The sequence below is a fragment of the Shigella flexneri 2a str. 301 genome (assembly GCF_000006925.2).
GTDB lineage: Bacteria > Pseudomonadota > Gammaproteobacteria > Enterobacterales > Enterobacteriaceae > ECMA0423.
The window spans coordinates 4,335,832-4,357,830 of sequence record NC_004337.2 but is presented as its reverse complement, the minus strand read 5'-3'; the positions used below and the strand labels follow the sequence as shown (position 1 = coordinate 4,357,830).

17 protein-coding genes, 1 pseudogene and 1 other annotated feature are annotated in these 21,999 nt (G+C 50.3%); of the genes and pseudogenes, 12 read left to right on the top strand and 6 right to left on the bottom strand.

Translation table 11 applies throughout. The features are described 5' to 3' along the window. Positions 1-61 precede the first annotated feature (61 nt). Positions 62-1,411 carry an aspartate kinase gene (lysC, locus tag SF4181; RefSeq protein ID NP_709895.1) on the bottom strand — a complete coding sequence of 450 codons (1,350 nt, stop codon included), beginning with the start codon at positions 1,409-1,411 and terminating at the stop codon, positions 62-64. 524 nt (positions 1,412-1,935) lie between these two features. On the opposite strand from lysC, the gene pgi reads away from it, so the two are divergent. The 5 genes from pgi (at position 1,936) to yjbH (ending at position 7,872) form a co-directional block, all read left to right on the top strand. Then, positions 1,936-3,585 (top strand): glucose-6-phosphate isomerase, encoded by a 1,650-nt coding sequence (pgi, locus tag SF4180; RefSeq protein ID NP_709894.2) that lies wholly within the window; start codon positions 1,936-1,938, stop codon positions 3,583-3,585. Positions 3,586-4,047: 462 nt separating this feature from the next. After that, on the top strand, positions 4,048-4,290 hold the full coding sequence (gene yjbE / locus SF4179) for a hypothetical protein (RefSeq protein ID NP_709893.1): 243 nt from the start codon (positions 4,048-4,050) through the stop codon (positions 4,288-4,290). A gap of 83 nt (positions 4,291-4,373) precedes the next feature. After that, complete coding sequence (yjbF, locus tag SF4178) at positions 4,374-5,042, top strand: hypothetical protein (protein NP_709892.1); 669 nt, start codon at positions 4,374-4,376, stop codon at positions 5,040-5,042. After that, a complete protein-coding gene (yjbG, locus tag SF4177) occupies positions 5,039-5,776 on the top strand; it encodes a hypothetical protein (protein ID NP_709891.1) in 738 nt (245 codons plus the stop codon). The genes yjbF and yjbG overlap by 4 nt, the downstream gene beginning before the upstream one ends. Continuing rightward, entirely contained in the window at positions 5,776-7,872 is a 2,097-nt protein-coding gene (gene yjbH, locus SF4176) for a hypothetical protein (protein ID NP_709890.1), read from the top strand. Before yjbG ends, yjbH begins: the two co-directional genes overlap by 1 nt. Before the next feature lie 46 nt (positions 7,873-7,918). Here the strand turns inward: yjbH and SF4175a are convergent, their stop codons facing one another. Next, a complete protein-coding gene (locus tag SF4175a) occupies positions 7,919-8,197 on the bottom strand; it encodes a hypothetical protein (RefSeq protein ID YP_008439295.1) in 279 nt (92 codons plus the stop codon). Positions 8,198-8,466: 269 nt separating this feature from the next. On the opposite strand from SF4175a, the gene yjbA reads away from it, so the two are divergent. After that, positions 8,467-8,877 carry a phosphate-starvation-inducible protein PsiE gene (gene yjbA / locus SF4175; protein ID NP_709889.1) on the top strand — a complete coding sequence of 137 codons (411 nt, stop codon included), beginning with the start codon at positions 8,467-8,469 and terminating at the stop codon, positions 8,875-8,877. A 43-nt stretch (positions 8,878-8,920) separates the two neighbouring features. On the opposite strand, the gene xylE is transcribed toward yjbA, so the two are convergent. The 4 genes from xylE to malE form a co-directional block, all read right to left on the bottom strand. Then, entirely contained in the window at positions 8,921-10,396 is a 1,476-nt protein-coding gene (gene xylE / locus SF4174) for a D-xylose transporter XylE (RefSeq protein NP_709888.1), read from the bottom strand. Positions 10,397-10,766: 370 nt separating this feature from the next. After that, positions 10,767-11,657, bottom strand: coding sequence for a maltose ABC transporter permease (gene malG, locus SF4173; RefSeq protein ID NP_709887.1), 891 nt, complete (start codon positions 11,655-11,657; stop codon positions 10,767-10,769). A 14-nt stretch (positions 11,658-11,671) separates the two neighbouring features. After that, on the bottom strand, positions 11,672-13,216 hold the full coding sequence (gene malF / locus SF4172; protein NP_709886.2) for a maltose transporter membrane protein: 1,545 nt from the start codon (positions 13,214-13,216) through the stop codon (positions 11,672-11,674). Positions 13,217-13,369: 153 nt separating this feature from the next. After that, entirely contained in the window at positions 13,370-14,560 is a 1,191-nt protein-coding gene (gene malE / locus SF4171) for a maltose ABC transporter substrate-binding protein (protein NP_709885.1), read from the bottom strand. Between the two features lie 364 nt (positions 14,561-14,924). On the opposite strand from malE, the gene malK reads away from it, so the two are divergent. From malK to ubiA, 6 genes and pseudogenes are all read left to right on the top strand, one after another. After that, positions 14,925-16,040 (top strand): maltose ABC transporter ATP-binding protein, encoded by a 1,116-nt coding sequence (gene malK / locus SF4170; protein ID NP_709884.2) that lies wholly within the window; start codon positions 14,925-14,927, stop codon positions 16,038-16,040. 74 nt (positions 16,041-16,114) lie between these two features. After that, positions 16,115-17,452 carry a maltoporin gene (lamB, locus tag SF4169; RefSeq protein NP_709883.2) on the top strand — a complete coding sequence of 446 codons (1,338 nt, stop codon included), beginning with the start codon at positions 16,115-16,117 and terminating at the stop codon, positions 17,450-17,452. A gap of 151 nt (positions 17,453-17,603) precedes the next feature. Next, positions 17,604-18,524 carry a maltose regulon periplasmic protein gene (gene malM, locus SF4168; protein NP_709882.2) on the top strand — a complete coding sequence of 307 codons (921 nt, stop codon included), beginning with the start codon at positions 17,604-17,606 and terminating at the stop codon, positions 18,522-18,524. A gap of 484 nt (positions 18,525-19,008) precedes the next feature. Next, positions 19,009-20,333 (top strand) — a sequence feature (Similar to Escherichia coli K12 conserved hypothetical protein gi: 1790471 (443 aa). BLAST with identity of 98% in 441 aa. This CDS contains an in-frame stop codon. The sequence has been checked and is believed to be correct.). Beyond that, positions 19,009-20,333 (top strand): annotated as a pseudogene (gene yjbI, locus SF4167). (Overlaps the previous feature by 1,325 nt.) Positions 20,334-20,555: 222 nt before the next feature. Beyond that, positions 20,556-21,053, top strand: coding sequence for a chorismate pyruvate lyase (gene ubiC / locus SF4166; RefSeq protein NP_709881.2), 498 nt, complete (start codon positions 20,556-20,558; stop codon positions 21,051-21,053). Between the two features lie 12 nt (positions 21,054-21,065). Next, positions 21,066-21,938, top strand: a complete 873-nt coding sequence (ubiA, locus tag SF4165; protein NP_709880.1) for a 4-hydroxybenzoate octaprenyltransferase — start codon at positions 21,066-21,068, stop codon at positions 21,936-21,938. Positions 21,939-21,999 lie beyond the last annotated feature (61 nt).

Here is a 21,999-nt window from a genome sequence, read left to right as displayed (position 1 = left end):
TACCTCATAGTGACAAGAAAATCAATACGGCCCGAAATATAGCTTCCAGGCCATACAGTATTTACTCAAACAAATTACTATGCAGTTTTTGCACCACCTGCTCGGCATCTTCGCCGGGCACCAGGAAGCACAGGTTATGGCTGGATGCGCCGTAACAAATCATGCGAATGTTGAACGGTTCCAGTACGCCGAATACCTCTTTGCCAACGCCGCAGGCTTTTGACAGGTCATTGCCAATCAACGCGACCAGCGCCAGACCTTCTTCCACCTCCACCCGGCACAGTGCGGAAAGCTCCATCAGCAGAGATTGCGTCAGCAACGTATCGCCAGTGGAGGTTGAACCGGTGGTATCAAGGGTTAATGCCACGCTCACTTCTGACGTGGTGATTAAGTCTACCGAAATATTATGCCGCGCGAGGATGCCGAAAACTTCCGCGAGGAAGCCGCGAGAATGCAGCATATTCAGGCTGTGCAAAGTGAGCAGAGTCTGATTGCGACGAAGCGCCAGCGCGCGGAACAGCGGCGGATTTTCAGTTTTATTGCACACCAGCGTACCACCTGCGCGTGGGTCTTTGCTGGAGCCGACAAAGACCGGGATATCGCTGCGTACTGCGGGTAGCAACGTTGCCGGATGCAGTACTTTTGCACCAAAAGTTGCCATCTCTGCCGCTTCGGCAAACGCGATTTCATCAATGCGTTTTGCTGCGGAAACTACGCGTGGATCGGTGGTGTAGATGCCCGGGACGTCGGTCCAGATATCAACACGAGATGCGTGTAAAGCCTCCGCCAGCAAGGCTGCCGTATAATCGCTGCCTCCACGGCCAAGCGTCGTTGTACGACCTTTATTTTCGCTACCGATAAATCCCTGGGTGATCACTAAGCCTTCATTGAGGCGTGGGAGCAGCTGCAGCGCGGCCAGTTCCGCCAGCGCGGCTACATCTGGCTCTGCACGACCAAATCGGTCGTTGGTACGCATCACTTTACGTACATCAAACCACTGTGCCTGAACATCGCGTTCGCGCAGGATTTCGACAAACAGCAGGGTCGACATCAGCTCGCCGTGGCTGACCAGCTCATCTGTCAGCGCCGGAGACGTTGCCAGCGCCGCCGCTTCTGCCAGAACAGTAATGTTCTCCAGCAGACGTTCAATCTCTTCACGGATAACGTTCGGGTAACGCAGACGTTCCAGAATGGCAAACTGGATGTTGCGAATAGCGTCGAGTTTTTCGAATCGCTCGCCAGGTTCCAGCCCTTCCGCTAAAGCGACCAGCAGATTAGTGATACCAGCAGAAGCCGAGAGGACTACTAAACGCACGTTGGCATCAGAAAGCACAATATCAGCGCTGCGGTTCATGGCGTCAAAATCAGCTACGCTGGTACCGCCAAATTTGGAGACAACAATTTCAGACATAACTACCTCGTGTCAGGGGATCCATTTTCAGCCTTGGCACAAGGGAAGAGCGGAAGACGGGTGGGCGCAGAGCGATACTTCGCTACTATTTTCACCCAGAAGTGCTCCACCACTTGCGAAACGCCCGACTGCGAACGCTTCTGGTGACAACCCAGGGGATTCAGCCCCTGTAGCCGATGATGAACGTGGCCAGCCGTTCAATCACCTCGGCGATGCACCCCCTCAGGTGTTATCACAGGACTGGCTCCTCCAACACCGTTACTTGGGCAACGCGCCTCTTCTGGCCTGCGCTAGCGCAGGTAGTACATTTATAAATAAAGGGTGAGCGGGGCGGTTGTCAACGACGGGGTCATGCGGATTTTTCATCCACTCCTGGCGGTCAGTAGTTCAGCTAATAAATGCTTCACTGCGCTAAGGGTTTACACTCAACATTACACTAACGGCACTAAAACCATCACATTTTTCTGTGACTGGCGCTACAATCTTCCAAAGTCACAATTCTCAAAATCAGAAGAGTATTGCTAATGAAAAACATCAATCCAACGCAGACCGCTGCCTGGCAGGCACTACAGAAACACTTCGATGAAATGAAAGACGTTACGATCGCCGATCTTTTTGCTAAAGACGGCGATCGTTTTTCTAAGTTCTCCGCAACCTTCGACGATCAGATGCTGGTGGATTACTCCAAAAACCGCATCACTGAAGAGACGCTGGCGAAATTACAGGATCTGGCGAAAGAGTGCGATCTGGCGGGCGCGATTAAGTCGATGTTCTCTGGCGAGAAGATCAACCGCACTGAAAACCGCGCCGTGCTGCACGTAGCGCTGCGTAATCGTAGCAATACCCCGATTCTGGTTGATGGCAAAGATGTTATGCCAGAAGTCAACGCGGTGCTGGAGAAGATGAAAACCTTCTCGGAAGCGATTATCTCCGGTGAGTGGAAGGGTTATACCGGCAAAGCAATCACTGACGTAGTGAACATCGGGATCGGCGGTTCTGACCTCGGCCCGTACATGGTGACCGAAGCACTGCGTCCGTACAAAAACCACCTGAACATGCACTTTGTTTCTAACGTCGATGGGACTCACATCTCGGAAGTGCTGAAAAAAGTAAACCCGGAAACCACGCTGTTCCTGGTAGCATCTAAAACCTTCACCACTCAGGAAACCATGACCAACGCCCATAGCGCGCGTGACTGGTTCCTGAAAGCGGCAGGTGATGAAAAACACGTTGCGAAACATTTTGCGGCGCTCTCAACCAATGCCAAAGCCGTTGGCGAGTTTGGTATTGATACTGCCAACATGTTCGAGTTCTGGGACTGGGTCGGCGGCCGTTACTCTTTGTGGTCAGCGATTGGCCTGTCGATTGTTCTCTCCATCGGCTTTGATAACTTCGTTGAACTGCTTTCTGGCGCACACGCAATGGACAAGCATTTCTCCACCACGCCTGCCGAGAAAAACCTGCCTGTCCTGCTGGCGCTGATTGGCATCTGGTACAACAATTTCTTTGGTGCGGAAACTGAAGCGATTCTGCCGTATGACCAGTATATGCACCGTTTCGCGGCGTACTTCCAGCAGGGCAATATGGAGTCCAACGGTAAGTATGTTGACCGTAACGGTAACGTTGTGGATTACCAGACTGGCCCGATTATCTGGGGTGAACCAGGCACTAACGGTCAGCACGCGTTCTACCAGCTGATCCACCAGGGAACCAAAATGGTACCGTGCGATTTCATCGCCCCGGCTATCACCCATAACCCGCTCTCTGATCACCACCAGAAACTGCTGTCTAACTTCTTCGCCCAGACCGAAGCGCTGGCGTTTGGTAAATCCCGCGAAGTGGTTGAGCAGGAATATCGCGATCAGGGTAAAGATCCGGCAACGCTTGACTACGTGGTGCCGTTCAAAGTGTTCGAAGGTAACCGCCCGACCAACTCCATCCTGCTGCGCGAAATCACTCCGTTCAGCCTGGGTGCGTTGATTGCGCTGTATGAGCACAAAATCTTTACTCAGGGCGTGATCCTGAACATCTTCACCTTCGACCAGTGGGGCGTGGAGCTGGGTAAACAACTGGCAAACCGTATTCTGCCAGAGCTGAAAGATGATAAAGAAATCAGCAGCCACGATAGCTCGACCAATGGTCTGATTAACCGCTATAAAGCGTGGCGCGGTTAATCATCATGCGTGCCTGATGCCGATATGTAGGCCGGATAAGGCGTTTACGCCGCATCCGGCAACCGGAGCCTGATGCCAATATCGACATTAATGCATAGTATGAGGAGTTAAATAACCTTAAAAACAATGCCGACAATAAGTCGGCATTGTTTTATCAGATAAATCCCCTTGTCTGTGATTTAACGGAAATCATACCGTGAGGTTAATCCTAAAATAGATTTTTAATCGTTGTTTATTTCGGAGAATACGCAGATTAATTACTTTTGTTTTTTATTTTAAGCTTATGATTTTTATTGTTATTTAAATATAAGTTGAAACTTATATTTGATATTCATTCCAATTATCCTAAAACTCCATCGCTAATTCCCCGCGCCGTAATTCGCATGCTTTAGTTGTGTATACTCGATCCCGCCCGAAATGTTTTTGGGTAAATCTCCATTCATTCAATGAAGGGAAATTGTTATGAAAAAAGTTCTGTATGGCATTTTTGCCATATCTGCGCTTGCGGCGACTTCTGCGTGGGCTGCACCTGTACAGGTGGGCGAAGCGGCAGAGTCGGCAGCAACGTCGGTTTCGGCGGGGAGTTCCTCCGCGACCAGCGTCAGCACCGTAAGCTCGGCGGTGGGTGTCGCGCTCGCGGCAACCGGTGGCGGTGATGGTTCTAATACCGGGACCACCACAACCACGACCACCAGTACCCAGTAATAAAGTATGTATCCCCAAAATAATTTGAGTCATTGCATCTGTGGCTTGAAGTATGAAGGGATTTACCATAACCACACTCCGGTGTGGTTATTCTGCCCCTCTGGAGAAGAGTCGTGAAGCGACCTGCACTCATTCTTATCTGCCTGCTATTACAGGCCTGTTCAGCCACGACTAAAGAGCTGGGCAATTCACTGTGGGACAGTCTGTTCGGCACGCCAGGCGTACAGCTGACGGACGATGATATTCAAAATATGCCCTACGCCAGCCAGTACATGCAGCTTAATGGCGGGCCGCAATTGTTTGTGGTGCTGGCCTTCGCTGAAGACGGACAACAAAAATGGGTCACTCAGGATCAAGCCACTCTTGTCACACAACATGGTCGTCTGGTGAAGACTTTGCTTGGCGGCGACAACCTGATTGAAGTGAATAACCTTGCCGCCGACCCGCTGATTAAACCCGCACAAATTGTTGATGGTGCAACATGGACGCGCACGATGGGCTGGACCGAGTACCAGCAGGTACGCTACGCCACCGCACGCTCAGTCTTCAAATGGGATGGCACCGATACCGTCAAGGTCGGCAGCGATGAAACCCTGGTTCGCGTGCTGGACGAAGAAGTCTCCACCGACCAGGCGCGCTGGCATAACCGCTACTGGATCGACAGCGAAGGGCAAATTCGCCAGTCGGAACAGTATCTCGGCGCGGATTATTTCCCGGTGAAAACCACTCTCATCAAGGCGGCAAAACAATGATTAAACAAACTATTGTCGCGTTGCTTTTGAGTGTGGGAGCGTCATCGGTCTTCGCGGCAGGAACCGTCAAGGTGTTCAGCAATGGCAGCAGTGAGGCCAAAACGCTAACGGGCGCAGAGCATTTAATCGATCTGGTAGGGCAACCTCGACTGGCAAACAGCTGGTGGCCTGGTGCGGTGATTAGCGAAGAGCTGGCAACGGCGGCAGCATTGCGTCAGCAGCAGGCGTTGCTGACACGGCTGGCAGAACAGGGCGCAGATTCCAGCACCGACGATGCCGCCGCCATTAACGCCTTACGCCAGCAAATCCAGGCATTGAAAGTGACAGGCAGGCAAAAAATCAATCTTGATCCCGATATCGTCCGCGTTGCCGAACGCGGTAACCCGCCGTTGCAGGGCAACTACACGCTGTGGGTCGGACCACCGCCGTCCACGGTCACGTTGTTCGGGCTTATCAGCCATCCTGGCAATCAGCCATTCACTCCAGGTCGCGACGTGGCGAGCTATCTCTCTGACCAGAGCCTGCTCAGCGGTGCGGATCGCAGCTACGCGTGGGTCGTTTACCCGGACGGACGCACGCAAAAAGCGCCGGTGGCTTACTGGAACAAGCGTCACGTAGAGCCGATGCCCGGCAGCATTATTTATGTTGGCCTCGCAGATTCCGTCTGGAGTGAGACGCCTGATGCCCTTAACGCCGACATTCTTCAGACTCTGACGCAGCGGATACCCCAATAATGAAAAAAAGACATCTGCTTAGCTTACTGGCGCTGGGCATTAGCACAGCTTGCTACGGCGAAACATATCCTGCGCCCATTGGTCCGTCGCAGTCGGATTTCGGTGGCGTAGGATTATTACAAACTCCCACCGCGCGTATGGCACGGGAAGGGGAGTTGAGTCTGAACTATCGCGATAACGATCAGTACCGTTATTACTCAGCTTCAGTGCAACTCTTCCCGTGGCTGGAAACAACGCTGCGCTACACCGACGTGCGCACCCGGCAGTACAGCAGCGTCGAAGCGTTCTCTGGCGATCAAACGTATAAAGATAAAGCCTTCGATCTCAAACTGCGTTTGTGGGAAGAGAGTTACTGGCTGCCGCAAGTGGCGGTTGGTGCGCGGGATATCGGCGGTACGGGGCTGTTTGATGCGGAATATCTTGTTGCCAGCAAAGCCTGGGGGCCGTTCGATTTTACGCTCGGCCTGGGCTGGGGATATCTGGGCACCAGCGGTAATGTAAAAAATCCGCTCTGTTCAGCCAGTGATAAATATTGCTATCGCGATAACAGCTACAAACAGGCGGGATCTATCGACGGTAGCCAGATGTTCCACGGTCCTGCCTCACTGTTTGGCGGCGTGGAATACCAGACGCCCTGGCAACCGCTGCGTCTGAAACTGGAGTATGAAGGTAATAATTATCAGCAGGATTTTGCCGGGAAGCTGGAGCAAAAAAGTAAGTTTAACGTCGGGGCGATTTATCGCGTTACCGATTGGGCCGACGTTAACCTTAGCTATGAACGTGGCAACACCTTTATGTTTGGCGTCACGCTGCGCACCAACTTTAACGATCTGCGCCCGTCCTACATCGATAACGCCCGCCCGCAATATCAACCGCAGCCGCAGGATGCCATTTTGCAGCATTCGGTGGTGGCGAATCAGTTAACGTTGCTGAAATACAACGCCGGACTTGCCGATCCGCAGATCCAGGCGAAAGGCGATACGCTGTATGTTACCGGCGAGCAGGTGAAATATCGTGATTCGCGCGAAGGGATCATCCGTGCTAATCGGATCGTGATGAACGATCTGCCGGATGGGATCAAAACGATCCGCATTACGGAAAATCGCCTTAACATGCCGCAAGTGACGACGGAAACCGATGTCGCCAGCCTGAAAAATCATCTCGCCGGAGAGCCGTTGGGCCACGAAACGACGCTGGCGCACAAACGCGTCGAGCCAGTGGTTCCGAAGTCCACCGAGCAGGGCTGGTATATCGACAAATCACGCTTTGATTTCCATATCGATCCGGTGCTGAACCAGTCGGTCGGTGGCCCGGAAAACTTTTACATGTATCAGCTGGGCGTGATGGGAACGGCAGATTTGTGGCTGACGGACCATCTACTGACCACCGGCAGCCTGTTTGCAAATCTTGCCAACAACTACGACAAGTTTAACTACACCAATCCACCGCAGGACTCGCACTTACCGCGCGTTCGTACCCATGTGCGCGAGTATGTGCAGAACGATGTCTATGTGAATAACCTGCAAGCCAACTACTTCCAGCATCTGGGCAACGGCTTCTACGGTCAGGTCTATGGAGGTTATCTCGAAACCATGTTTGGCGGTGCGGGGGCCGAAGTGTTGTATCGTCCGCTGGACAGTAACTGGGCGTTTGGTCTGGATGCCAACTACGTTAAACAGCGCGACTGGCGTAGTGCAAAAGATATGATGAAATTCACCGACTACAGCGTGAAAACCGGACATCTGACCGCCTACTGGACGCCATCTTTCGCCCAGGACGTGTTGGTGAAAGCCAGCGTCGGGCAGTATCTGGCAGGGGATAAAGGCGGCACGCTGGAGATCGCTAAACGCTTTGACAGCGGCGTGGTGGTGGGTGGCTATGCCACGATCACCAACGTTTCGAAAGAGGAGTACGGCGAAGGGGACTTCACCAAAGGCGTGTATGTCTCGGTACCGTTGGATCTCTTCTCGTCTGGCCCGACACGCAGCCGTGCGGCGATTGGCTGGACGCCGCTGACGCGTGACGGTGGTCAGCAACTTGGGCGTAAGTTCCAGTTGTATGACATGACCAGCGACCGTAGCGTAAATTTCCGCTAAGTCATGGGAAAGGTGCCAGTTTTCGCACTCACTGGCACCCTCATTCTTAATGACCTGTTGAGCCATCAGGAACGCAGTTCACCCCCGGTTTACGATCTGGTGTGTAAAGGCGAAAACATTCTGTCTTCCTGTCCGTCGATATCGGTTGCAGGTCTGGTTGCCTGAGCGACTGGGCCATCATTGGGCTGGAGACATTGCTTTGCGGTAGGTCGGCTTTATCAGCAGTACCGAGCGGACCAGCATAAGCAGGAAGAACAGAGACTGATAACATCAAAGCAGCAAAATAAGGCTTCATTTTTACCACCTTTATCAGGTTACGTTTCATTTGTTCCAGAGGAACATTGTCGATTTTTCGCGCATTGCTGGTGGCTGGGAATCACCTGAATGGGTGATTTTTGAATTACCGGCTTTGGTGCGGTTTGTCTTGCCGGATGCGCCGCCAGGCGCGGCTTATCCGGCCTACGGGTAGGTATATCCGGCTTTGGTGGAGGCGCGCTCCAAATCCAGGTTGAACAAAACATACACAAAAAATATAGATCTCCGTCACATTTTTGCGTTATACAGGAAGCTCGCCACTGTGAAGGAGGTACTGCTATGACGTCACTCTCTCGTCCGCGCGTGGAGTTTATCTCCACCATTTTGCAGACCGTACTCAATCTTGGCCTGCTGTGCCTCGGCCTGATTTTGGTTGTCTTCCTCGGCAAAGAAACGGTGCATCTGGCTGATGTGCTGTTCGCGCCAGAACAAACCAGCAAATATGAGCTGGTAGAAGGACTGGTGGTTTACTTTCTCTATTTCGAATTTATCGCGCTGATTGTGAAGTACTTTCAGTCCGGTTTTCACTTCCCGCTACGTTACTTTGTCTATATTGGGATCACCGCCATTGTGCGCTTGATCATCGTCGATCATAAATCGCCACTGGATGTGTTGATCTACTCGGCTGCGATCCTGTTACTGGTGATCACCCTGTGGCTGTGTAATTCGAAACGGCTGAAGCGGGAGTAAAAAGACAGCACGCCGAAATGGCGCGGCGTGCTGGACAGGAAGATTACAGCGTAGCAGTTTGTTGTGTTTTCTTCGTTTCCGGTTCCCAGAGCGCTTCCAGCTCCTCAAGGGTTTTACCTTTGGTTTCCGGGACAAATTTCCACATAAACAGTGCTGCCAGAACGCCCATACAACCGTAAATCCAGTAGGAGAAACCGTTGTGGAAATGGGCCACCAGCCAGGAGTTTTTGTCCATCATCGGGAAGGTCCAGGAGACGAAGTAGTTCGCCAGCCACTGGGCCGCCACCGCGATTGCCAGCGCTTTACCACGAATAGCATTCGGGAAGATTTCCGACAGCAGTACCCAGCATACCGGACCCCAGGACATGGCAAAGGCGGCAACATAGAACAGCATCGACAGTAGCGCCACAATACCCGATGCCTGAGTGTAAAACGCGGTACCGAGGCTAAACATACCGATTGCCATTCCGAGTGCGCCGATAATTTGCAGTGGCTTACGACCAAATTTATCCACAGTCATAATTGCCAGTACGGTAAAGGTGAGGTTGATAACTCCGACAATAATGGTCTGCAACAGCGCGATATCCGTGCTGGCCCCCAGCGTTTTGAACACTTCCGGCGCGTAGTACAGCACCACATTGATGCCGACAAATTGCTGGAAGATGGAGAGCATAACGCCGATTACAATCACGCCCACGCCAAACATCAGCAGACGACCACCGGTTTTGCGGCCATGATCCAGGGAGTGTTTAATTTCCTGTACTGCCTGAGTTGCAAGCGTGTTGCCCATAATTTTGCGCAGGATACTTTCCGTCTGTTCTTGCTTGCCGCGTGACATCAGCCAGCGAGGACTTTCTGGCACGGTATACAGCAGCATTAAGAACAGCAGTGCAGGGATACATTCCGAGGCAAACATATAACGCCTGCCGTCAGTATTCAGCCAGCTGGCATCACCGGAACGGGCAATAAAATAGTTTACGCAGTAAACTAAAAGTTGCCCGAAAATAATCGCAAACTGGTTAAATGAAACCAGTTTTCCGCGAATATGAGCTGGAGCCAGTTCCGCAATATACATTGGTGAAAGCATTGAGGCTAAACCAACGCCAATACCGCCAATAATACGATAAATAACAAATTCCGGGACATAACCTGCCAGATAAATAGGTACTGTGTTGTCCGGGTTTATAGAGGTAAAACCAAGTTCTGGCCAGGCAGAACCTACACCAGAAATAAAAAACAGGACAGCAGAAATCTTAAGTGAATCACGACGGCCGAAGCGGTTACTGCAATAACCACCGAGGGCACCGCCGATGATGCAACCAATCAGAGCGCTGGCTACGCAAAATCCTAACAGGGAGTTGGCAGCGGATTCACTTAAGTTTTGTGGAGCAACAAAGACGGTATTGAGTGACTCAACAGTACCGGAAATAACGGCGGTGTCGTAGCCAAATAATAAACCACCTAATGTAGCGACTAAGGTAATCGAAAATATATAACTGGAATTATACTGGGTATTCATTCAGACCTGCCTTAGACCATTCTGATCTTTTATCAGTGCATTGATGTTGGAATTGTCAGGCAGTTAAGGCAATTATCATTTTTTACAATGCGTTTACGTAATGTCTTTTCTGTGATCTTAATTGTGATAATTATCAAAAATTGATGAAACAATACTATTGCCGTGACTCAGAGCACGAAAGAGAATTATCGTAAGTGGGAAAACAAATAACGTAAAAATAATAAGTTCTATGATGGGAATATTAACCGGCGAACGATTCAGATTGCAGACGAAAGAAAAAAAGGCGCTCCGTGGAGCGCCGAATAATAGTCACAAGTTGGGATAACGTAAGTTGAGGGTGCAGCGGCATAACATTGGCAGAACAACATCTTTAACCTTTCACACCACCTGCCGTCAGGCCGTTGACCAGCCAGCGTTGAGCCAGCAAGAAGACGATGGTGATCGGTAATGCAGACATCACGGCAGCGGCGGCAAAGTCACCCCACAGGTAGTTTTGCGGGTTGAGGTATTGCTGCATCCCCACGGCCAGGGTGTAGCTGTTTACGTCACGCAGTAACAGCGACGCGACCGGAACTTCAGTAATGGCAGCGATAAACGACAGGATGAATACCACCGCCAGAATCGGTACTGACAGCGGCAACAGGACAAGGCGGAAGGCCTGCCACGGTGTCGCACCATCCAGCGCAGCCGCTTCTTCCAGCGAACTGTCGATGGTTTCGAAATAGCCTTTGATGGTCCAGACATGCAGCGCAATCCCACCCAGATACGCGAAAATTACGCCGCCGTGAGTATTCAGGCCAATGAATGGAATGTACTCACCCAGACGATCAAACAACGCATACAACGCGACCAGTGAAAGTACTGCCGGGAACATCTGGAAAATCAGCATTCCTTTCAGCAGCGTCGCTTTGCCTGGAAAGCGCATACGGGCGAAAGCGTAGGCGCAGGTGGTGGAGAGCGCCACAATGCCAATCGCGGAAATCCCAGCGACCTTTACCGAGTTCCACAGCCACAGCAGTACCGGGAATGGCGGTGGCGTAATGCGACCATCAGCCTGTTCAACGCTAAAACCTAACGCCAGTTTCCAGTGATCCCAGGAGATTTGCTCCGGGATCAGGCTACCGGTCGCGAAGTTTCCCTGACGCAGCGAGATAGCGACGACCATCAGCAGCGGGAACATAATCGCCGCGATAAAAAGTAGCAGTAGCAGGTGAGTAATAAACAAACGTGCTTTTTGCGATTTCGGTTGGACCATTGCCATTTTTGTTATCTCCCTTAATCAAACTTCATTCGCGTGGCTTTCAGGTTCACTATCGCCAGCGCACCCACCAGCAGGAAGATCAGCGTGGCAATTGCTGCCGCCAGACCGAAGTCCTGACCCCCGCCGCCTTCAAAAGCGATACGGTAGGTGTAGTTAACAAGCAGGTCGGTATAACCGGCTGGCGTGGTCGTGCCAAGACGATCCGGGCCGCCGTTGGTTAACAGCTGAATCAGCACGAAGTTGTTAAAGTTAAAGGCGAAGCTGGCGATCATCAGCGGCGTCAGCGGTTTAATCAGCAGCGGCAGCGTAATCTTAAAGAAGTTCTGGAACAGACCTGCGCCATCCATTGCTGAGGCTTCATACAAATCGTCCGGAATCGCTTTCAGCAAGCCCATGCAGAGGATCATCATGTACGGATAACCCAGCCAGGTATTGACGATAATCAGCATCGTGCGAGCGGTGGTCGGATCGCTGAACCAGGCGGGCTTCACGCCAAACAGCGCGCTCAACATCATGTTGATTTCACCGAAGCTCTGGTTAAACAATCCTTTGAAAATCAAGATTGAAATGAACGATGGCACCGCGTAGGGCAGAATCAGCAGGACGCGATAGACCGCTTTGCCGCGCAACGCTTCCCACTGCACCAGACATGCCAGAACCATGCCGACCGCCACCGTTAAAAAGACAGTGATCAGCGAGAACACCACGGTCCAGACGAAAATGGCGAGGAACGGTTTCTGAATGCCTTCGTCGGTAAAGACGCGGGTAAAGTTTTTCCAGCCGGTGGTCACGGTGTAACCGGGGCTTAGCTTTTCATCCCCCCAGTTGCCGTCGGCGGTAATGGACTGGTAAAAGCCAATTTGGTTATTCGGACGATATTTCACGCCACTCTGATTATTCGTCAACGTGCCGTCACCGTCGAGTGTGTAGAGCGGCTGCGTGCCAGAAAACTGGCGCAGGGAGCTCATCATCACTTTGTTGCCATCCGGCAGAATGGCGGTAATGTCACTCAGCGCCTGACGATTCTGGGTAATCACGCGCAGATTCGCGCGTTCGCCTTCGGGCTGGGCGGTCGTTTCTTTCAGTTGCAGTTTTTGCTCGCCGCCAAATTTAAACGCGTCGGAGAGGTAATTTTTGCCGGTTTCGCCGTCGCTGAGCGCCAGTTGCCACTCATCGCCCGCCGGGTAAAGACCAAAGTTATAGGTTTTGCCTGCTTGCCAGGAGCGATCTAACAACACTTCCTGCGCACGTTCAAAAGTCAGCTGGTTAGTGCTGCTGTAGTTGGTGAAGGCAATGGCGATGGTGCAGACCAGAGGGAAGAGGACGAATAATCCCATTCCAGCCATTCCCGGGTAAACATAGCGCCAGGCGTAGGCTTTACGATTGGCGAAAATATACAGCCCCGCTGAACTCAATATCAGCGTGGTAATGGCGAACAGGTATTCCCCTTGTGCGTACATTAAAACAACAAGGTAACCCACCAGCAGGCCGAGCAGACCTAGCACTGACCATTTCAGCGCGTCGCTTTGCCACCAATGTTTCTTTTTAATGACATCCATGGGGTTCTTCCTCATTCCAGGACGGATAAGGCTTTCACGCCTTATCCGACAACAACTGCCTGATGCGACACTGATGCGTCTTATCAGGCCTACATGCGTTTCAGTTTTGTAGGCCGGACAAGGCGTTCACGCCGCATCCGGCATTTCACAGCATTACTTGGTGATACGAGTCTGCGCGTCTTTCAGGGCTTCATCGACAGTCTGACGACCGCTGGCGGCGTTGATCACCGCAGTACGTACGGCATACCAGAAAGCGGACATCTGCGGGATGTTCGGCATGATTTCACCTTTCTGGGCGTTTTCCATGGTGGCGGCAATACGTGGATCTTTCGCCAACTCTTCCTCGTAAGACTTCAGCGCTACGGCACCCAGCGGTTTGTCTTTATTAACCGCTTCCAGACCTTCATCAGTCAGCAGATAGTTTTCGAGGAACTCTTTCGCCAGCTCTTTGTTCGGACTGGCGGCGTTAATACCGGTGCTCAGCACGCCAACGAACGGTTTAGATGGTTGACCCTTGAAGGTCGGCAGTACCGTTACACCATAATTCACTTTGCTGGTGTCGATGTTGGACCATGCCCACGGGCCGTTGATGGTCATCGCTGTTTCGCCTTTATTAAAGGCAGCTTCTGCGATGGAGTAATCGGTGTCTGCATTCATGTGTTTGTTTTTAATCAGGTCAACCAGGAAGGTCAGACCCGCTTTCGCGCCAGCGTTATCCACGCCCACGTCTTTAATGTCGTACTTGCCGTTTTCATACTTGAACGCATAACCCCCGTCAGCAGCAATCAGCGGCCAGGTGAAGTACGGTTCTTGCAGGTTGAACATCAGCGCGCTCTTACCTTTCGCTTTCAGTTCTTTATCCAGCGCCGGGATCTCTTCCCAGGTTTTTGGCGGGTTCGGCAGCAGGTCTTTGTTATAAATCAGCGATAACGCTTCAACAGCGATTGGGTAAGCAATCAGCTTGCCGTTGTAACGTACGGCATCCCATGTAAACGGATACAGCTTGTCCTGGAACGCTTTGTCCGGGGTGATTTCAGCCAACAGGCCAGATTGAGCGTAGCCACCAAAGCGGTCGTGCGCCCAGAAGATAATGTCAGGGCCATCGCCAGTTGCCGCAACCTGAGGGAATTTCTCTTCCAGTTTATCCGGATGCTCAACGGTGACTTTAATTCCGGTATCTTTCTCGAATTTCTTACCGACTTCAGCGAGACCGTTATAGCCTTTATCGCCGTTAATCCAGATTACCAGTTTACCTTCTTCGATTTTGGCGAGAGCCGAGGCGGAAAACATCATCGTCGTTAATGCGGATAATGCGAGGATGCGTGCACCTGTTTTTATTTTCATAATCTATGGTCCTTGTTGGTGAAGTGCTCGTGAAAACACCTAAACGGACTCTAGTTTCTTTATACGGCAACCTCTTTCCATCCTCCTTGCCCCTACGCCCCACCGTTGCTTTGTGTGATCTCTGTTACAGAATTGGCGGTAATGTGGGGATGCGCACATAAAATCGCCACGATTTTTGCAAGCAACATCACGAAATTCCTTACATGACCTCGGTTTAGTTCACAGAAGCCGCGTTCTCATCCTCCCGCCTCCTCCCCCATAAAAAAGCCAGGGGGTGGAGGATTTAAGCCATCTCCTGATGACGCATAGTCAGCCCATCATGAATGTTGCTGTCGATGACAGGTTGTTACAAAGGGAGAAGGGCATGGCGAGCGTACAGCTGCAAAATGTAACGAAAGCCTGGGGCGAGGTCGTGGTATCGAAAGATATCAATCTCGATATCCATGAAGGTGAATTCGTGGTGTTTGTCGGACCGTCTGGCTGCGGTAAATCGACTTTACTGCGCATGATTGCCGGGCTTGAGACGATCACCAGCGGCGACCTGTTCATCGGTGAGAAACGGATGAATGACACTCCGCCAGCAGAACGCGGCGTTGGTATGGTGTTTCAGTCTTACGCGCTCTATCCCCACCTGTCAGTAGCAGAAAACATGTCATTTGGCCTGAAACTGGCTGGCGCAAAAAAAGAGGTGATTAACCAACGCGTCAACCAGGTGGCGGAAGTGCTGCAACTGGCGCATTTGCTGGATCGCAAACCGAAAGCGCTCTCCGGTGGTCAGCGTCAGCGCGTGGCGATTGGCCGTACGCTGGTGGCCGAGCCAAGCGTATTTTTGCTCGATGAACCGCTCTCCAACCTCGATGCTGCACTGCGTGTGCAAATGCGTATCGAAATCTCCCGTCTGCATAAACGCCTGGGCCGCACAATGATTTACGTCACCCACGATCAGGTCGAAGCGATGACGCTGGCCGACAAAATCGTGGTGCTGGACGCCGGTCGCGTGGCACAGGTTGGGAAACCGCTGGAACTGTACCACTATCCGGCAGACCGTTTTGTCGCCGGATTTATCGGTTCGCCAAAGATGAACTTCCTGCCGGTAAAAGTGACCGCCACCGCAATCGATCAAGTGCAGGTGGAGCTGCCGATGCCAAATCGTCAACAAGTCTGGCTGCCTGTTGAAAGCCGTGATGTCCAGGTTGGAGCCAATATGTCGCTGGGTATTCGCCCGGAACATCTACTGCCGAGTGATATCGCTGACGTCATCCTTGAGGGTGAAGTTCAGGTCGTCGAGCAACTCGGCAACGAAACCCAAATCTATATCCAGATCCCTTCCATTCGTCAAAACCTGGTGTACCGCCAGAACGACGTGGTGTTGGTAGAAGAAGGTGCCACATTCGCTATCGGCCTGCCGCCAGAGCGTTGCCATCTGTTCCGTGAGGATGGCACTGCATGTCGTCGACTGCATAAGGAGCCGGGCGTTTAAGCACCCCACAAAACACACAAAGCCTGTCACAGGTGATGTGAAAAAAGAAAAGCAATGACTCAGGAGATAGAATGATGATTACTCTGCGCAAACTTCCTCTGGCGGTTGCCGTCGCAGCGGGCGTAATGTCTGCTCAGGCAATGGCTGTTGATTTCCACGGCTATGCACGTTCCGGTATTGGCTGGACAGGTAGCGGCGGTGAACAACAGTGTTTCCAGACTACCGGTGCTCAAAGTAAATACCGTCTTGGCAACGAATGTGAAACTTATGCTGAATTAAAATTGGGTCAGGAAGTGTGGAAAGAGGGCGATAAGAGCTTCTATTTCGACACTAACGTGGCCTATTCCGTCGCGCAACAGAATGACTGGGAAGCTACCGATCCGGCCTTCCGTGAAGCAAACGTGCAGGGAAAAAACCTGATCGAATGGCTGCCAGGTTCCACCATCTGGGCAGGTAAGCGCTTCTACCAACGTCATGACGTTCATATGATCGACTTCTACTACTGGGATATTTCTGGTCCTGGTGCCGGTCTGGAAAACATCGATGTTGGCTTCGGTAAACTCTCTCTGGCAGCAACCCGCTCCTCTGAAGCTGGTGGTTCTTCCTCTTTTGCCAGCAACAATATTTATGACTATACCAACGAAACCGCGAACGACGTTTTCGATGTGCGTTTAGCGCAGATGGAAATCAACCCGGGCGGCACATTAGAACTGGGTGTCGACTACGGTCGTGCCAACCTGCGTGATAACTATCGTCTGGTTGATGGCGCATCGAAAGACGGCTGGTTATTCACTGCTGAACATACTCAGAGTGTCCTGAAGGGCTTTAACAAGTTTGTTGTTCAGTACGCTACTGACTCGATGACCTCGCAGGGTAAAGGTCTGTCGCAGGGTTCTGGCGTCGCGTTTGATAACGAAAAATTTGCCTACAATATCAACAACAACGGTCACATGCTGCGTATCCTCGACCACGGTGCGATCTCCATGGGCGACAACTGGGACATGATGTACGTGGGTATGTACCAGGATATCAACTGGGATAACGACAACGGCACCAAGTGGTGGACCGTTGGTATTCGCCCGATGTACAAGTGGACGCCAATCATGAGCACCGTGATGGAAATCGGCTACGACAACGTCGAATCCCAGCGCACCGGCGACAAGAACAATCAGTACAAAATTACCCTCGCACAACAATGGCAGGCTGGCGACAGCATCTGGTCACGCCCGGCTATTCGTGTCTTCGCAACCTACGCCAAGTGGGATGAGAAATGGGGTTACGACTACAACGGCGATAGCAAGGTTAACCCGAACTACGGCAAAGCCGTTCCTGCTGATTTCAACGGCGGCAGCTTCGGTCGTGGCGACAGCGACGAGTGGACCTTCGGTGCCCAGATGGAAATCTGGTGGTAATAGCAAAACCTGGGCCGGATAAGGCGTTTACGCCGCATCCGGCATAAAAACAGGTTGTCATTATCTGAAAGGGGCGAAAGCCCCTCTGATTATCGGGTTTAGCGCGCTATTGCCTGGCTACCGCTGAGCTCCAGATTTTGAGGTGAAAACAATGAAAATGAATAAAAGTCTCATCGCCCTCTGTTTATCAGCAGGGTTACTGGCAAGCGCGCCTGGAATTAGCCTTGCCGATGTTAACTACGTACCGCAAAACACCAGCGACGCGCCAGCCATTCCATCTGCCGCGCTGCAACAACTCACCTGGACACCGGTCGATCAATCTAAAACCCAGACCACCCAACTGGCGACCGGCGGCCAACAACTGAACGTTCCCGGCATCAGTGGTCCGGTTGCTGCGTACAGCGTCCCGGCAAACATTGGCGAACTGACCCTGACGCTGACCAGCGAAGTGAACAAACAAACCAGCGTTTTTGCGCCGAACGTGCTGATTCTTGATCAGAACATGACCCCATCAGCCTTCTTCCCCAGCAGTTATTTCACCTACCAGGAACTAGGCGTGATGAGTGCAGATCGGCTGGAAGGCGTTATGCGCCTGACACCGGCGTTGGGGCAGCAAAAACTTTATGTTCTGGTCTTTACCACGGAAAAAGATCTCCAGCAGACGACCCAACTGCTCGACCCGGCTAAAGCCTATGCCAAAGGCGTCGGTAACTCGATCCCGGATATTCCCGATCCGGTTGCTCGTCATACCAGCGATGGCTTACTGAAACTGAAAGTCAAAACGAACTCCAGCTCCAGCGTGTTGGTAGGACCGCTATTTGGTTCTTCCGCTCCAGCTCCGGTTACGGTAGGCAACACGGCGGCACCAGCTGTGGCTGCACCTGCTCCGGTGCCGGTGAAGAAAAGCGAGCCGATGCTCAACGACACGGAAAGTTATTTTAATACCGCGATCAAAAACGCTGTCGCGAAAGGTGATGTTGATAAGGCGTTAAAACTGCTTGATGAAGCTGAACGCCTGGGATCGACATCTGCCCGTTCCACCTTTATCAGCAGTGTAAAAGGCAAGGGGTAATTACGCCCCACAGTGCTGATTTTGCAACAACTGGTGCGTCTCCTGGCGCACCTTTTTTTATGCTTCCTTCCTGGGATATGAGCGATTTTTTATAGTACTTCACTTCTTCTTCACTAAGAATGTCCATTATTTCAATGCATTATCAGAGATTCTTTTCCTTTCGCCGGTAGTGTCTGGACGCTCAGGCTACTTTTCCAGGTTATTTTATTTCTGTATTACAGAGGTTTTATGATAGGTCATATCACAAATTCTGGCGGCAATAACTCTTTGATGAAACATGATGTGGTGCAAGGAAATAATATAGTAGATCTTGATTTACTACGTAATTTCAATGGGGTAACAGGTTTAAACAGAGATTACTTTATTTATATCAGTGATATATTTTTAAATATAAAACAACGGAACGAAAAAAATCATGCAATAAATATGTTACGTGAAGTCTCAATTAGTAATGATACTATAAGTGTAAAATTCTACAGAAATGAAAAAATAGAATGCGCTTGTAATTTTCTGATGGATAAAGATGCGCAGGGGTATATCGACCTGTCTGATTTTGATTTAACAAATTGTCATTTTAAAGGTGACGTTATTTCTAAGGTGTCTTTTTTATCATCAAATCTACAACATGTAACTTTCGAATGTAAAGAAATTGAGAATTGCAATTTTACTAAGGCAACAGTTGATAATGTCATATTTAAATGTCGACGTTTACACAATGTGATTTTTCTCAAAACGAGTGGCGAATGTGTTGATTTTAGCCAAAATATTCTTGATACAGTTGACTTCTCGCAGAGTCAACTTGGTCATAGTAATTTTCGCGAATGTCAGATTAGAAATTCAAACTTCGATAATTGTTATCTTTACGCTTCGCACTTCACCAGAGCAGAGTTTCTGTCTGCCAAAGAAATATCATTTATTAAATCGAATTTGACAGCTGTTATGTTTGATCATGTGCGAATGTCGACAGGGAATTTTTAAGATTGCATTACAGAACAATTGGAATTAACTATTGATTATTCAGATATATTTGGGAATGAAGATCTCGATGGTTATATCAATAACATTATAAAAATGATTGATACATTGCCAGATAATGCAATGATATTGAAATCCGTTCTGGCAGTAAAACTGGTGATGCAATTAAAAATTCTCAATATTGTTAATAAAAACTTTATTGAGAATATGAAGAAAACATTTAGCCATTGTCCTTATATAAAAGATCCAATTATACGTAGTTATATACATTCTGGGGAAGATGACAAGTTCGATAATTTTATGCGTCAACATCGATTCAGTAAGGTGAATTTCGATACCCAACAGATGATCCATTTTATTAACAGATTTAATATGAATAAAGGGCTGGTTGATAAAAATAACAATTTTTTTATCCAACTTATCGATCAGGCCTTACGATCAACGGATGATATGATCAAAGCAAATGCCTGGTATCTTTATAAAGAGTGGATTCGTAGTGATGATGTTTCACCTATATTTATAGAAACTGAAGAAAAGTTAAGAACCTTTAACACTAATAAATTAACACGAAACGATAATATATTTATCCTGTTCTCCTCTGTCGATGATGGGCCTGTTATGGTGGTAAGCTCCCAGCGCTTACATGATATGTTGAATCCTACAAAAGATACCAATTGGAATTCCACGTGTATCTATAAATCCAGACATAAGATGTTGCCTATTAATCTTACTCAGGAAACACTTTTCAGCTCCAAATCTCATGGTAAATATGCGCTTTTCCCAATTTTTACTGCGAGTTGGCGAGCTACTCGTATAAAGAATAAAGGTATTTAAGTAAAGGAAAACATCACCGTTCCTAGCATCATGGGCGGTGATGCCCCTATGGTTGCCCTCGCCAGCACGGGCATCGGCAAAGCGTAAGGTTCAACAGCGTTTTACCACTTCATGCGATTGTTGCGTTTTTGTTGCGCATTAGATCACTTAATTTGCTTTACATCTCCCGTAAACACTTTTCTGCGATACAATGCCTTTACGTTATGTAACGGAGAGTTCGGCATGTCACACCCCGCGTTAACGCAACTGCGTGCGCTGCGCTATTTTAAAGAGATCCCTGCCCTGGATCCGCAACTGCTCGACTGGCTGTTGCTGGAGGATTCCATGACAAAACGTTTTGAACAGCAGGGAAAAACGGTGAGTGTGACGATGATCCGCGAGGGGTTTGTCGAGCAGAATGAAATCCCCGAAGAACTGCCGCTGCTGCCGAAAGAGTCTCGTTACTGGTTACGTGAAATTTTGTTATGTGCCGATGGTGAACCGTGGCTTGCCGGTCGTACCGTCGTTCCTGTATCAACATTAAGCGGGCCGGAACTAGCGTTACAAAAATTGGGTAAAACGCCGTTAGGACGCTATCTGTTCACATCATCGACACTAACCCGGGATTTTATCGAGATAGGCCGTGATGCCGGACTGTGGGGGCGACGTTCCCGCCTGCGATTAAGCGGTAAACCGCTGTTGCTAACAGAACTGTTTTTACCGGCGTCACCGTTGTACTAAGAGGAAAAAAATATGGAGTGGAGTCTGACGCAGAATAAGCTGCTGGCGTTTCATCGCTTAATGCGTACGGATAAGCCAATTGGCGCGTTACTGCTGCTCTGGCCAACATTATGGGCGTTGTGGGTGGCGACACCGGGCGTTCCTCAGCTCTGGATCATGGCGGTGTTTGTCGCGGGTGTCTGGCTGATGCGCGCTGCTGGTTGCGTGGTGAATGATTATGCTGATCGCAAGTTTGATGGTCATGTTAAGCGCACGGCGAACCGACCACTTCCCAGCGGCGCGGTAACAGAGAAAGAGGCGCGCGCGCTGTTTGTAGTGCTGGTACTGATTTCGTTTTTACTGGTTCTGACGCTGAATACGATGACCATTCTGTTGTCGATTGCCGCTCTGGCATTGGCGTGGGTGTACCCGTTTATGAAGCGGTATACCCATCTCCCGCAAGTGGTGCTGGGCGCGGCGTTTGGCTGGTCGATTCCAATGGCTTTTGCCGCTGTGAGTGAGTCGGTGCCATTGAGTTGCTGGTTAATGTTCCTCGCCAATATTCTCTGGGCGGTGGCTTACGACACGCAGTATGCGATGGTTGACCGCGATGATGATGTGAAGATTGGCATTAAATCCACGGCAATCCTGTTCGGCCAATACGATAAATTGATTATTGGTATTTTGCAGATTGGCGTACTGGCACTGATGGCGATCATCGGTGAGTTAAATGGCTTAGGCTGGGGATATTACTGGTCAATTGTGGTGGCTGGCGCGCTGTTTGTTTATCAACAAAAACTGATTGCCAACCGCGAGCGTGAAGCCTGCTTTAAAGCATTTATGAATAATAACTATGTTGGTCTGGTACTGTTTTTAGGACTGGCAATGAGTTACTGGCATTTCTGATGATGTAAAAAAGCCGGATGATCATCCGGCTTTCTTCTGGGTTGCCTGATGCGTTGCGCTT

Bases quoted from the DNA above. Each gene is read 5' to 3' on its own strand.
- yjbG (NP_709891.1), top strand. From the start codon at position 5,039: ATGATTAAACAAACTATTGTCGCGTTGCTTTTGAGTGTGGGAGCGTCA.
- yjbE (NP_709893.1), top strand. From the start codon at position 4,048: ATGAAAAAAGTTCTGTATGGCATTTTTGCCATATCTGCGCTTGCGGCG.
- ubiC (NP_709881.2), top strand. From the start codon at position 20,556: ATGTCACACCCCGCGTTAACGCAACTGCGTGCGCTGCGCTATTTTAAA.
- ubiA (NP_709880.1), top strand. From the start codon at position 21,066: ATGGAGTGGAGTCTGACGCAGAATAAGCTGCTGGCGTTTCATCGCTTA.
- lamB (NP_709883.2), top strand. From the start codon at position 16,115: ATGATTACTCTGCGCAAACTTCCTCTGGCGGTTGCCGTCGCAGCGGGC.
- yjbH (NP_709890.1), top strand. From the start codon at position 5,776: ATGAAAAAAAGACATCTGCTTAGCTTACTGGCGCTGGGCATTAGCACA.
- malF (NP_709886.2), bottom strand. From the start codon at position 13,216: ATGGATGTCATTAAAAAGAAACATTGGTGGCAAAGCGACGCGCTGAAA.
- lysC (NP_709895.1), bottom strand. From the start codon at position 1,411: ATGTCTGAAATTGTTGTCTCCAAATTTGGCGGTACCAGCGTAGCTGAT.
- malE (NP_709885.1), bottom strand. From the start codon at position 14,560: ATGAAAATAAAAACAGGTGCACGCATCCTCGCATTATCCGCATTAACG.
- yjbA (NP_709889.1), top strand. From the start codon at position 8,467: ATGACGTCACTCTCTCGTCCGCGCGTGGAGTTTATCTCCACCATTTTG.
- SF4175a (YP_008439295.1), bottom strand. From the start codon at position 8,197: ATGAAACGTAACCTGATAAAGGTGGTAAAAATGAAGCCTTATTTTGCT.
- malG (NP_709887.1), bottom strand. From the start codon at position 11,657: ATGGCAATGGTCCAACCGAAATCGCAAAAAGCACGTTTGTTTATTACT.
- malK (NP_709884.2), top strand. From the start codon at position 14,925: ATGGCGAGCGTACAGCTGCAAAATGTAACGAAAGCCTGGGGCGAGGTC.
- pgi (NP_709894.2), top strand. From the start codon at position 1,936: ATGAAAAACATCAATCCAACGCAGACCGCTGCCTGGCAGGCACTACAG.
- xylE (NP_709888.1), bottom strand. From the start codon at position 10,396: ATGAATACCCAGTATAATTCCAGTTATATATTTTCGATTACCTTAGTC.
- malM (NP_709882.2), top strand. From the start codon at position 17,604: ATGAAAATGAATAAAAGTCTCATCGCCCTCTGTTTATCAGCAGGGTTA.